This window comes from Micromonospora sp. WMMD1076 (genome assembly GCF_029581475.1).
Classification (GTDB): domain Bacteria; phylum Actinomycetota; class Actinomycetes; order Mycobacteriales; family Micromonosporaceae; genus Micromonospora; species Micromonospora aurantiaca.
In genome coordinates this window covers 2,294,366-2,306,404 of record NZ_CP120862.1, presented here as the reverse complement: position 1 = coordinate 2,306,404, position 12,039 = coordinate 2,294,366, and the positions used below count along the sequence as shown (strand labels likewise).

The following is a 12,039-nucleotide window of genomic DNA, read 5'->3' as shown; positions in this document are numbered from 1 at the left end:
GTAGTTCATCTCCCGACCTCCCTTCAAGGTCGCCCGTCCCTGTCGGCTGGCTGCCTGGTCGGGCGGCCAGCCGACGAGGGGTCAGGGTCACTTGTTGATCAGCAGCCGGAACGCGTTGGCGTCCACGATGTCGGCACCGAGCCGCGCGTAGGCGACCATGCCCCGCTGACCGGTCGGGCGGTTGTTCGCCGGGTCGAACAGCATCTGGATGCGCTCGACCGTCATGCCCATACGCTGGGCGACCAGGTACTGCTTGAAGTCCCCGACCAGCAGCAGCGGGTCGGTGGTGGTCCCGGTCGGCATCGACGGCATGAGGTCGTTCTCCAGGAACTCCCGGTTGAACAGCACCGGGATGCCCTCGGCGGTGATGTTCACCGAGAAGTTCGGGTCCGTCGTGCCCGCCTGCCGGATGATGTTCTCCACCGAAGTCGAGGACATCCAGGCGTTGTCGTTCCGGCGACCCGGGGCCCGGTACCGCTGCGGCAGGGCCGCCCACAGCTTGTACACGTCGGAGGCGGCCAGCGTCGCCGAGGTCGCCACCTGGACCGTCTTGCCCCCGGCCGCGACCACCGCCGTGATGATGCCCTTCGGCGCGGTGGTGCCGTTGCCGTTGGTGAGGGCCTGGGTGACCAGCTCATCGTAACCGGACTCCATCAGCATCGCCATGTTGGAGGCGAAGCTCGGCCAGTCCATCTCGACCTCGATCGAGTACGGGATGAACCCGTCGGCGCGGAAGGTCTTGACCTCCGGCGCGGAGATCGTCGGGCTGTTGTCGTTCGACGCGGCACCCTCGGCGTCCCACTTCCACGACATCCCGGCCGAGCTGAGGCCCTTCCACCTGTCGGTGGTGATCCGCTCGACCCGGGCCTTGCGCAGGATCGGGTTCGGCGTCTCCTGGGCGGTCAGGATGATGGTCGGGTCGACCACCACCGGGACCGCGTACCCGCCCGCCGAGGGGGTGCCGATGGCCAGGGCCCGCACCTCAGCGACCGCCCGGCGCTCCGGGTCGGAGATCTCGTCCGCCCGTCCGGCGGCGAACTTCATGAACGCCGTGCGGTACTCCGGCCGGGAGGTCGCCAGCAGCCGACGCGCGAGGTCGGTGTTGTCCGACGCGTCGTTGTAGGTCCGCAGCAGCTTGTCGACGGTCGAGCGCTGCTCGGTCGACAGGTGCTCGGTGACCTCGCCGTTGTCCTGACCGACCAGGCTGCGGGCCCGGCTCAGGACAGTCTGCGAGTCGGCCCGGCGCAGGTCGATGTCGAACGGGTCGTTCTTGACCTCGCCCACCTCGACGCTGTTCCACTTCGACCGGGACCGCTGGACACGCTCCGAACGGGCCTGCCGCTCCTGCTGCTCGGTCTGCTCGCCGTCCTTGGCCTGACGCTCCAGACGGTCGAACTCCTCCGCCTCCTCGGCGGTCAGGTCACGTCCGGCGGACTCGGCACCGTCGAGGATGTCCTGCATCCGAGCGAGAACCTTGTTGAGGTCCATTTACTTACCACTCCCATTCCGCGCTCCGGTGACCCGGAAGTCGCATTGACACTCGACTTGGGGGCCCCGGGTGGCGGGCCGGAGTGGTGCTCCGGGTGCCGGGCCGGGAGCGGAGGTTAAACCCCGCTGGGCGTTCGGTGGTGGCAGCTTCGGCACCCTCTGAGGGGAGGGTTTAAGAGCCGAGCTTTAGAGCCATCGGAGGGGCAATGAGAAGACCCTCGTGGCAATACCGCCGTGCGCTTGATTCCATTCCAACATGCGGTTTTGCGCCGGGCCGAGGCGATATGACTGCGCTCACCACTCGTCGTCAACGAAGTCCTCGGCCGGGCCTTCGACCTCCGAGGCGGCCACACCAACAAGAGGCTTAGCCCCCCGGCTCTGGTTGCACGCCTTGCCGCAGGTCGGGCACCGGTTATCCCGCAGGACCGTCCCATCTCGCCTCTTGTACAGGGCCCCGTGGGCTGGCCGCATCGCGTGGGGGTCCGGGGTCTGATTCGGCAAATCCCGAATCGGGGTGAGGTGGTCAGCTTCCCTCGCCCCACCATGCCCGCAGAGGTGGCATTCGGTTCCATAGAACTGGAACATCAGCTCTCGTGCCACGCGGTACCGACGGTGCGACCTCGGTCGCTTCGCACGTATCGGTTTCATCCCCCAATCCCACCAGCAGATTTCAACCGGCAGCAAGGCCCGGCAGAGTCCCCGAGACTTCGGAGAGAGAGAAGCAACGGCGAGTGGCGGGGTCTCCGTGCCGGTCGGCTCTGAAAAGAGCGGCTGTTGTCTGTCGTCCGTCGGTATCGTCGTGGCCTCTCGCTTGTCCGTCCTTGAATCGGAGCGTGGTCGTGGGTATCGACGCACCCTCGGGCCGGACGAGGCCGACGGAGGCCAACGGAGAGGGCTCGTTAGCTGGGGTGCCAGCCGAGCCGGGGTCGCCACTTCCATCCTCGGGCGATCCGTCGCTTAACTGCCCTCGGTCCGGCACAGCAGGGGCAGGCGGGTTCTCCAGGTCGGTAACCCGGTCGGGGCCTGGTACTTCTCCTCATCGGGCGGCCAAGTGGACGTGGGTGGGGGTAGGTTCCCGCTCCAGCTCGGGCAGGGGTGGGGTGGGTCTGATCCGTTCGAGCAGTTCGGGGGTGCACGGGACGGCGAGGGAGTACAGGTTGCCTCCCAGCTCCATGCGGTGCCTGCGGGTGACGATCCCGAGCTGCACCAGCCAGGGCAGCGCTTCCTTGGCGACCTGGCGGAAGCCGTGGGTTCCGTCGATCAGGCGTCGGCCCGGCATGGTGCCGTACCGGTCTAGCAGCCGCACGAGGGTCACGGCGGTGAAGGCGATGTCCTCTTCGGTCATGCCGGGATCGGACCACGAGGTTCGGGGCACGGGCTAGGGAATTTTGTCGTGTATGGGTACTTTCCGATGGTTAGCGAAGTGCGAACTGAGCAAATCCTTGACACGGGCCAGTCTGGGTTGGCATCTTGCGAAGCAAGGCGAAGCCGCAGGGCCTGGAACCCACCGCAGATCCAAAAGGGATCATTGCGTCTAGTGGAGGTTCCCCCTCGATGGCCAACAACGTCTCTACCCGGGTGCTGCTGCTGCTCGTCGCCGTCCTGGCGGCCAGCCTCGTCGGCCTCGTCACCGGGTGGATCTCCTGGGCACTCGACCCGAGCGTGGGCAAGGCCCTGCTCGCCGGGGGGGGTGCCTTCGGAGCGACCCTGATCGTGTTGCTCACGGCGATCAACTTCGTGTTGAAGCGCGAGGCGTGACCGGGGTTCCCGGGCGATCCCGGGCGGGGGCTGGGGTCGCCCGGGGCCGGTGGGCGAGTCGGCGGCCAGAACGCGCCGGCCATCACTCCTCGTTAGCGGGGAGCGGGGAGCGGGGAGACGAGGGGCATCGGGGACATGAGAGCTGTCTCCCCCGCTGCTGTCACTTCTCGTATAGCCGTGGCGCCCTCCGTAGTTACAAGAAGTAAGAATGATGAAAGAGAGGCCCCTACCTGGGCTCCTCCGCTGCGATACCCCACAGGGATACCCTTCTCCCCGCTCCCCGCTCCCCGCTAACTGGTCGTGCTCCCCGCTCCCCGATGACTTGTTGTGCTGGCCGCCTCCAGACACGACGGTGCCGGTCGAGGCTCACACCCCGACCGGCACCCGTGGGCCGACCGCTCGGCCTACCCGATCCACCTCAGCTTCCGGATCTTCCGGCCCCCGGCGCTGACCTCCGGCCCCTGCTGCACCCCGGCGACCTCGACCACCTGGGCGAGCACCTCGTCACCGAGCCGGGCTCGGGTCGCGCCGTCCATGCAGCCCTTGAGCAGCTCCCGGGGTGACATTTCGGTACCGCCCGCCGCCTTGAGCTTCTCCACCGCCTTGCCGGTCAGCTCTTCGATCCGCTGCTGCCGCTCGTCTGCGATGTTGGCCGCCTCGTCGGCTTCGGCTTCTGCCTGCCGGGCGCGGGATCTGCCCCGGGCCACCGAGGTCTGCCGGGCCTTCTCCGCGAGCACCTGCTGGCACAGCCCCCGGGTGTGCTCCGAAACCGTCATCAGCAGTCCGGCGATTTCCCAATCTTCCTCGGTCACTTCGGCCGGGCCCCGGCGCTGCCCAAGGAACCCGAGCAGGGCGGCGACCTTCAAGCGGGTGAAGAGGGCGTGCCCCTGCAGGTCGCCCGCTTGCCCGATCAGATCTGCACCGAGTTTCGCCTCCTGGACGGCAAGGATCGCCTGTTCGGCCGTTGGGCAGATCTCCACCACGACCCGATCCTTGTGCTTGACCGGCTCATCGTCGGGCTGGACCCCGACCGCGCTGTAGGTGTCGTAGTCGGTCCACCCGATCTCGATGACCTGTTCCGGCATGGCGAACCGGCCCCGGTACCGGGTCGGGTCGTTGGTCGGCAGCCACACCCAACGCTGCGGGGTTCCACCGTCTGCGTCATCGAGCAGCACCCCGGCGCGTGCGGGCTGGATGCCCGCGACCAACGCGGCGCGGTACTTGTGCTGGCCGACCGGTCGGCGTTTGTCCTTCGCGGCGTAGTGCGCGCCGAGGGCCTTGCCGGTGAAGACCTTGCGTAGCGTCGGCATGGTCGTCGATCCGTTCATCCCGGCGGCTGCGGCCAGCGAGTCGATCTCCGAGACTTCGAACAGTACCGAGTCGCAGAACTGGATCGGCCCCTCCTTGGGGTGCGGGTGGGTGAACGCGGCGTCGATGCCCTGCCCACTTGCGGCTTCCACCCGCGCGTTCGGCGCACCCCGGCCGAGGATCTCGTCTGCCGTGTCGATCGCGGCATCCTTGCCCGCACCGGAGGGCCCGACCAGCCCGACGAACAGGTTGAGCGACCCGACCCCTCCGACCGTCGGCGGCAACACCACGTGGGGCCCGATCCGACAGGCGACCTGCGCCAGGACCGCACCGAGAACGGCGAACGGGCCGACCCGACGGACCCGAGCCGACTGCCGGATCGCGGCCAGCACTGGGCGACGGGCCCAGAACCCCTCTTCGACGCTTCGGACGGTCGCAGGCAGCCCCGGCCCGGCCATCTGTGCGCTCCCCGTGGCTCCGGGGGCCATCGTCGGGGCCTTCTTGGGCATCAGGCCCCGGATCTGCCGGGCGGCTTCCTGCGCGTTCCCGCCGTGGTGCCGCTCGGCGTACCAGTCGAACGGCGACAACCCCTGCTGGGTCGGCAACCCGGCCGACTCGCTGAACACGTACAACACCTGTCGGCCCCCGTCGTCCATGACGTTGCCCGAGATCCCGTCACGCGGGTGCTTGCCGGGCCGGGCGTAGTCGCGTCGTCCCTGCCGCTCGCCCGCGAACGTCCACCCGTCGGCCTCCAACAGCGCGCACAGGTCGTTGTTCTGGTTGAACCACTCCGCCGGGCTCAGTCCGTCGCTCTCGTATCCGTTCACGGGAGCCACGAGACGGGCCGAGGGTACCGGCACCGGGATCGGGGCCTGTCGACTCGCGGGCGGGGCAGCGGAGGGCCTCGCCGGGGCCTTCTCGCGCTGCGGGATTGCGGCGCGCAGCTCCTCGTACGTGTAGTTCGGGCCCCCGCCCCACTCGACGTAGCAGGGCCTCGGGTCACCCTCGATCTTGCGGTTCACCGTCCCCGGGATGCGCAGGATCCGAGCGATGTCCCCGGTGCCCACCCCAAAATGCCACCCGTTCTGCTTGGCCGCCTCGTAAACGCTGGCCTGCAGGTCCTCGGACAGCTCCACCCACTGCTCGGCGGTCAGATCCCGGCCGAGCACCCAAGGGCGAACCGGCAGCCACATCGGGTAGTAACCCCCGCCCGAAGCGATCCAGGCGGTCGGTTCGGGCAGGTGGGCCACGATCGCCTCGGCCGCTGCCTGGTCGGGCGGCAGCCGACGGCCCTCGTACCTGCTCGGGTCGTGTTTGTGCCCCGGTCCTTCGATGTCGATGTCGGCCCACAGGCCGAACAGCGCCACCGAATCCTCGGCGGTCCCCCGCTTCTCGGCCTCGGGCCGGATGGTGGACATGCGAACGAAGACCCCGGGGTCCCGTTCGCGCTTGCGCACCTCGCGCAGCATCGCGGGCAGGTCTTCGGGCTGGAACCGCTCGCCCCGGAAGTGCGTCGACTTCGATCCGATCCAGACCAGGCCCGGGGTCCCGGGCGGGCAAAGTCGGCGCAGCCAGCCGGTGACCTGCTCAAGGTCGAGCCGGGCCGTGACCTGCTGGGGTCCGAACTGCGGAGTTGCCACATCGGTAAAGCTCATGTTTTGCTGCTCCTAGATCACGAGTTGTGGAGCCGCCCGGGGGCCGCCATCCCCCGAGGCGGCTCAGCTCTATTCCGCTCGCCGTTCGGCTGTCGCGATTGCCCGCTGGACGAGTTGCAGCAGGGCCGCCACCGCCCGCTGGACTTCGGCCGCGTGCCGCATCGTCGGGCTCATCGCTTCGACCCTCGCTTGGTCAGCAGGGACTCCCGCACCTCGACCGGGGTCGTCTCGCCAGCCCACCGGACCGAGACGAGACGTTCCGGCTGTCCGTACACCCGATCGCCCCCGGCGGTACCCGCGTCCGGGTCGACGACCTCCCCGGCCAACCCGGCGGCCACGACCTGATCGCCCCTGGTGAACTTCGGCTTCTCCGTGGTCTTCATCGGACCTTGACCTCCCCGTCGATTCGGTATTGGTTGAAGCGGACCCCCGCCGGGGTCCGGTGCTGGGCGGTCGACACGAGGCCCTCGTCGCACAACCGGCCCAGTTCGGCTTGGAACTGCGGCTCGGTGATCCCCCGACGTCCGCAGGCGGCCAGCAACTCCGAGTAGTTCGCCCACCCGTCGGGTCCGGCGCTGTAGGCCAGCAGGTGCACCAGGACGATCCGGGCGTGGCTGCTGCGCTTCACGCTGATCTGTACCGGGCCCCGGCCCCTGTTCGTCCCGCGTTTGCCCCTCGGGCTGGTCCGCCGCCGGTCAGTCGTTGTCGCCACCGTCGGTCACCTCCCGCAAGGTCGCCAGGGTGGCCAAGACCCGCATCGTCCCGAGCGAGATCCCGAGCACGAAGACGGACGGCTCACCCGGGCTGTTGATGACCGCACAGTTGACGTCGACCTTCGCCCCCGGCGGCAGCTCCAGCAGGGTCAACACCTGCCGGGTGTCGTACTCGGTCGCCGGGACTGCGACGATCGCTCCCGCGTCGAGGGCCTGCCGCACGTTCAGGTCGGCGCAGCAGCAGATCAGCGGCCCCTGGTCCTCGGCCAACCCGAGGGCGGCGACCGGCCGACCGAGCGCGAGGCTGATCGGCATCGCCAGTTGGGTCAGCAGCGCGTGCCCCTTGGTCGGCAGCCATGCAGCCGGGGTGCCGAGCTGGTGTCGCAGGTGCGGGCAGTCGACCTCGAAAGGTTCCGGCTCGTGCACCTCGGTCGGGCGCGGGGTCGGGTCGTCGTCGGTGTACCGGATCTCGATCCGGGGGTCCCGGGCGGGGATGTCGGCGCTCATGCGGCCACCGCCGATCCGGTGATGCCGACGGGCGGCAGCAGCCGCCGCAGCCGGTCGAGCTGCTCCGGGGTCGGGGCGGGGGCCGAGTTGATCAGGTCGCAGATGGCGAGTTCGATGCGGACGACCCGCATTTCGGTCTTGGCCGCCGCGACCTCGGGCGAGTCGGCACCGTGGCGTTGGGTCAGCGGTCCAATGCGGCCCGCAGCCTTGTGAAGCTCTGACATCTCAAGGTCCTATCGGTTTGGAACGGATAGAGACCCAGGGGTGGGAGATGTCGCACGGGGGCCGAGGCCCTGTACCCCACTAGGGGACCACGCCGCCCGCCCGCCACACAAAGCGATCTAAACCGCAGCTTCCTCCCAGGTGAGTCGACGCCCCACGGTGTGCACGCAGGTTTGGAGGGGCCTCTCGTGCTCCCGGGCCGCACACCAGCCCCGATCGGTCGTCCGGTGCACCGTCGGCACTCCGAGACGCCCCGGGACACACAGCGCGCGGGCCGCGTCCCGCCGGGCCGACATCGGCATCCCGGCCCACCGCTTACGGGCCTCGGTGTCGGCCGGGGCGACGAACCGAGACAGGACCGGCGGCACCGACAGCTCCCGGTCGAGGGCCTCAAGCCGGGCCAGCTCCTGCCGCAGCGGCGGTTCGGCCGAGGCAGCGAGCAAGACCGAGATTTTGCGGGCGGCCACCGCTGCGGCGAGGTCGGTCAGTTGCAGCCGGACGGCGGCCAGCTCGGCGCGCACCTGGTCGAGTCGCTCGTCCGTCCCGCCTGGCCGCCTCGTCAGGCTCTCGTCCGTCAGCGCGTCGATGATCGCTTCCTCAACCAGGTAGTCGATGAACTCTTGGTTGATTTGGAGGCAGTCGCGGTCGTGGCACCTCAGGTGCCGGGGTTCGCCTCCGCGCTCGCTGGATGAGGTCGGGCCCCCGCACACTCCGCACCGGACGACCGCCGTACTGAGGTGAATGCCGAGCCCTGCCCGGGTGGTCTTGCGGGTCGGGTCGCGCAGGATGGCCTGTACCGTGTCGAACAGCTCCGGCGGTACCAGCGGTTCCCACTTCGCCGAGTAAACCCGAGGCGGCAATCCCTCCTCTCGGTCCGCCCTCGGGTGGTGGACCCTCCACCCGGCGTAGGCAGGCTTGATCGCAAGCTGCCGCAGGTGCTTTGGGCTGAACGGTCGGCCGCTGGCGTTGAGCACCCCCCGGCCCTCCCACTGCCTGGCGATGGCGGCCAAAGTCCACCGGTCGGCCAGCTTCTCGAACAGGTCCCGCACGTTCGGTGCCTCCTGCGGATGCGGCACCTGGGCGACGAGCGCTCCGGTCCTCGGGTCGCGCACCCGCATGAACCCGTACGGCAGGTTCCCCCAGGGCCTGCCCTCGGCCGCCTTCACAGCGGCGTCTGCGGTTACCCGCTCGCTGGTCTTGTCCGACTCGTACGCCGAATCGGTTGCGTCCTCGCGCAGACTCCGCCGGTCCCTGGAGTTGCGGGGGTCGTAGACCCGGCCGTGGGTGGCGACGTAGAACCGCACGCGAGCCGCGCGGGCAAGCCGGATTAGCTCTTCCCATTCTGCTGGCTGCCGACTGCCCCGGGACGACTCATAGATGCCGACGACCGACGCGCCGAGCGTCCCGCCCGCCAGATCCGCCATCAGAGCCGCGAAGTCGGGCCGGGGCTTGCTGCCGTAGGAGGAGGCCGACAGGCCCCGGTCGACGTACGGGTTCGGGTGGTACGTCCAGCCCAGCCGCGCGCAGTGCTCGGTCAGGATGGCGTCTTGGCGCTCAGTTGAGGTGCTGCGCCCCTGTCGGTCCTGGCTGATCCGGAGGTACCCCCGGAGTATCTCGGTCGTCATGCTGGGATCGGAACACGGTCTTTGTCTCAGAAGCAACCCCGCCCCTGCTGACACAGCGGGTGTGCCCGCGCTCGTCGGAGGCGGTTCCGGGCTGGCCCGGCCCGGCGCGGTGTCGCTCGCCCACCGCGGGGTCCTGTTCCTGGACGAGGCACCCGAGTTCAGCAAGGGCGCGCTGGAGGCGTTGCGGCAGCCGCTGGAGAGCGGCCGGGTGCGGGTGGCGCGTACCCGCGGCGCCACCGAGTACCCGGCCCGCACCCAGCTGGTGCTGGCGGCCAACCCGTGTCCCTGCGCGAAGCCCTCCGGCGACGTCGACTGCGAGTGCCCGCCGGCGGCCCGGCGGCGCTACCTGGGACGGTTGTCGGGTCCGCTGCTCGACCGGGTGGACGTGCAGGTCCGGTTGACTGCGGTACGCGCGGCGGAGCTGCTGAGCACCGACGCCACGCACGAGTCCTCGGCCACCGTCGCCGCCCGGGTCGTCGCCGCGCGGCATGCGGCCGCCGACCGCTGGGCGGCCACCGGGCACCGGGTGAACGCCGACGTCCCCGGCCCGTACCTGCGCCGGCCGCCGTGGCACCTGCCCGCCCGGGTCACCACGGACCTGCGGCACCGGCTCGACACCGGTTCGCTGTCCGCGCGCGGCTACGACCGCGTACTCCGCCTCGCCTGGACCATCGCCGACCTGGACGGGCGGGACCGGCCCGGCCACGACGACGTCGCGGAGGCCATCCAGCTCCGGACCGGTGAGGTCGCGTGAGCGCCGACGACCGCCGGCTGGCGCGGGTCGCGCTCACCTGGCTCGCCGAGCCCGGCACCCGGTCGGTGTACGCACTGGTCGACCGGATCGGCCCGGTCGCCACGCTCGACCTGCTGCTGTCCGGCGAGGCGCCGGAGCGGGCACTGCGGTCGGCCGTCGCGGCACGCGGCGTCTCCGGCGACGCCCGGGCGGTCGCGGCGGACGCGCTGGCCCGCGGCGAACGGCTCGGCGCCCGCCTGGTCACCCCGGAGGACGACGAATGGCCCGCCCAGGTCGGCGACCTGCGCCGGCTGGCGCTGTCCGGTGCCACCCGGCGGGTCGACGTGGAGACCGACCCTCCGCTCTGCTTCTGGGTACGCGGAGCGTGGCCGCTCGGTGAGGCGCTGGCGCGCTCGGTGGCGGTGGTCGGCGCCCGGGCGGCCACCCCCTACGGCACGCACATCGCCACCGAGCTGGGCTACGGCCTGGCCGACCGGGAGTGGACAGTCGTGTCCGGTGGCGCGTTCGGCATCGACTCCGCCGCGCACCGTGGGGCGTTGACAGCGGGCGGGCGCACCGTCGCCGTGCTCGCCTGCGGCGTGGACCGCCCGTACCCGATGGGCAACACCGCGCTGTTCGACCGGATCGCCGAGACCGGCCTCCTGGTGAGCGAGTGGATTCCGGGCGCGGAGCCGCTGCGTCAACGGTTCCTCATCCGCAACCGGGTGATCGCGGCGGCGACGAGCGGCACGGTGCTCGTCGAGGCCGCCGCCCGCAGCGGCGCCACCCAGACGCTCAACCGGGCGCTCGGCCTGCGCCGCCCGGCGATGGTGGTGCCCGGGCCGGTGACGTCAGCCATGTCGGTCGGCGGGCATGAGGTGCTGCGGGAGCGGCCGGAGGCGCGGCTGGTCACTAACGTCGCGCACGTGCTGGAGGAGGTGGGGCGGATCGGGTACGACCTGGCCCCGCCCGCCCGGGCCCCCGAACGCCCTCGGGACCGGCTCGACGAGGAGGCCACCCAGGTACTGGAGGCATTACCCCGCCGCCGAACGCTCGACCTGGAGAGCGTCGCGGCGCGCGCGGGGGTGGACCTGCGTACCGCCATGCGCAAGCTGTCCATGCTGGAGGAACTGGCGATGGTGGTACGCCGCGACGGCGGCTACGCGCTCGCGCCGCCACCGGCCGCCCGGACGTGAGCGTGTCAGTCGCCCTCGAACCGGATCTCGGCGTCACGGCGCTCCGCACATCGGCGGACGAGCCGGGCCAGCAGGTGGACGTGGTCGACCTCGGCCGGCGCCCCGGCCACCTCGGCGAGGCACCGCAGCTCGGCGAGCAGTTGCGGCATCCGCTCGGCGCCGACTGTCAGCTCACCGAGCGGGTCGACGCGGTCCAGCAGCGGGGTCCGCCCACGGCCGCGGACACGCTTGAGCAGGTCGAGCAGCACGTCCTGCGGATCCGCCACGACCTCGATCGAGACGTACGCGGGCCGCCGACGACCGGTGCCCGCCGATATCTGCCGGTAGAGGACGGCGTCCACTCCCACTCTCGGCCTCCTCGTACCGGCGTCACCGTCACGGGGACGCGTTGGCCTGATCGCGGCCGGATCGACCCTCCGTCGGGGCCGGCTCGGCCACGCTGCCCGCCGGTCGCCGCACCGGAGCGTGCCGCAGCATGAGTTTCCCCTGTCCAGACCGGCTTCTGCCAGCCCGCTCAGCGCGTCGTCACCTGCCCCACGCCGGGAAGACGTGGCCGCAGTGGCGGACGGCACGACCCACTGGCGACGGGCCGACACCACGAAGACGGACCGGCTGCCGGGCCGGCACGGCGAACGGCAGGACGGTGGGGCGGCACGGCGGCCGGGCGACTGCACGGCGAGGGCGGCACGGCGGCCAGGCGACTGCACGGCGAGGGCGGCACGGCGTCCGGCGGCACGGCGAGCGGTGGGGACGGCGACACGGCGAACGGCGGCGCTCCGGCCTTACGCTGGGGCGGTGATCGCTGGCCGCCTCCCCCGCCGCGACCGCGTGCGC

12 protein-coding genes are annotated in these 12,039 nt (G+C 70.8%); 3 read left to right on the top strand and 9 right to left on the bottom strand.

Annotated elements, in window-relative coordinates:
• Positions 1–87: 87 nt before the first annotated feature.
• Together O7622_RS11310 and O7622_RS11305 are read right to left on the bottom strand one after the other, a co-directional pair.
• Positions 88–1,461, bottom strand: a complete 1,374-nt coding sequence (locus O7622_RS11310) for a phage major capsid protein (RefSeq protein ID WP_282313306.1) — start codon at positions 1,459–1,461, stop codon at positions 88–90.
• 1,063 nt (positions 1,462–2,524) lie between these two features.
• A complete protein-coding gene (locus O7622_RS11305) occupies positions 2,525–2,833 on the bottom strand; it encodes a hypothetical protein (RefSeq protein ID WP_282313305.1) in 309 nt (102 codons plus the stop codon).
• Positions 2,834–3,042: 209 nt separating this feature from the next.
• Here O7622_RS11305 and O7622_RS11300 point away from each other — a divergent pair, with 209 nt between their 5' ends.
• A complete protein-coding gene (locus O7622_RS11300) occupies positions 3,043–3,246 on the top strand; it encodes a hypothetical protein (protein ID WP_282313303.1) in 204 nt (67 codons plus the stop codon).
• A 404-nt stretch (positions 3,247–3,650) separates the two neighbouring features.
• Here the strand turns inward: O7622_RS11300 and O7622_RS11295 are convergent, their stop codons facing one another.
• From O7622_RS11295 to O7622_RS11270, 6 genes are all read right to left on the bottom strand, one after another.
• Positions 3,651–6,023 carry a hypothetical protein gene (locus O7622_RS11295; protein ID WP_282313302.1) on the bottom strand — a complete coding sequence of 791 codons (2,373 nt, stop codon included), beginning with the start codon at positions 6,021–6,023 and terminating at the stop codon, positions 3,651–3,653.
• A gap of 356 nt (positions 6,024–6,379) precedes the next feature.
• Positions 6,380–6,592, bottom strand: a complete 213-nt coding sequence (locus O7622_RS11290) for a hypothetical protein (protein ID WP_282313301.1) — start codon at positions 6,590–6,592, stop codon at positions 6,380–6,382.
• On the bottom strand, positions 6,589–6,837 hold the full coding sequence (locus O7622_RS11285; RefSeq protein WP_282313300.1) for a hypothetical protein: 249 nt from the start codon (positions 6,835–6,837) through the stop codon (positions 6,589–6,591). Before O7622_RS11285 ends, O7622_RS11290 begins: the two co-directional genes overlap by 4 nt.
• 67 nt (positions 6,838–6,904) lie before the next feature.
• Positions 6,905–7,429 carry a hypothetical protein gene (locus tag O7622_RS11280; protein ID WP_282313299.1) on the bottom strand — a complete coding sequence of 175 codons (525 nt, stop codon included), beginning with the start codon at positions 7,427–7,429 and terminating at the stop codon, positions 6,905–6,907.
• Complete coding sequence (locus tag O7622_RS11275) at positions 7,426–7,653, bottom strand: hypothetical protein (RefSeq protein ID WP_282313298.1); 228 nt, start codon at positions 7,651–7,653, stop codon at positions 7,426–7,428. The genes O7622_RS11280 and O7622_RS11275 overlap by 4 nt, the downstream gene beginning before the upstream one ends.
• A gap of 117 nt (positions 7,654–7,770) precedes the next feature.
• Positions 7,771–9,276, bottom strand: coding sequence for a recombinase family protein (locus O7622_RS11270; RefSeq protein ID WP_282313297.1), 1,506 nt, complete (start codon positions 9,274–9,276; stop codon positions 7,771–7,773).
• On the opposite strand from O7622_RS11270, the gene O7622_RS11265 reads away from it, so the two are divergent.
• Both O7622_RS11265 and O7622_RS11260 read left to right on the top strand, forming a co-directional pair.
• On the top strand, positions 9,191–10,030 hold the full coding sequence (locus tag O7622_RS11265; protein ID WP_282313296.1) for an ATP-binding protein: 840 nt from the start codon (positions 9,191–9,193) through the stop codon (positions 10,028–10,030). The two genes, O7622_RS11270 and O7622_RS11265, sit on opposite strands and share 86 nt — an antisense overlap.
• Positions 10,027–11,205, top strand: a complete 1,179-nt coding sequence (locus tag O7622_RS11260; RefSeq protein WP_282313295.1) for a DNA-processing protein DprA — start codon at positions 10,027–10,029, stop codon at positions 11,203–11,205. Before O7622_RS11265 ends, O7622_RS11260 begins: the two co-directional genes overlap by 4 nt.
• Before the next feature lie 5 nt (positions 11,206–11,210).
• Here the strand turns inward: O7622_RS11260 and O7622_RS11255 are convergent, their stop codons facing one another.
• On the bottom strand, positions 11,211–11,552 hold the full coding sequence (locus O7622_RS11255) for a hypothetical protein (RefSeq protein ID WP_282313294.1): 342 nt from the start codon (positions 11,550–11,552) through the stop codon (positions 11,211–11,213).
• Between the last annotated feature and the right edge of the window lie 487 nt (positions 11,553–12,039).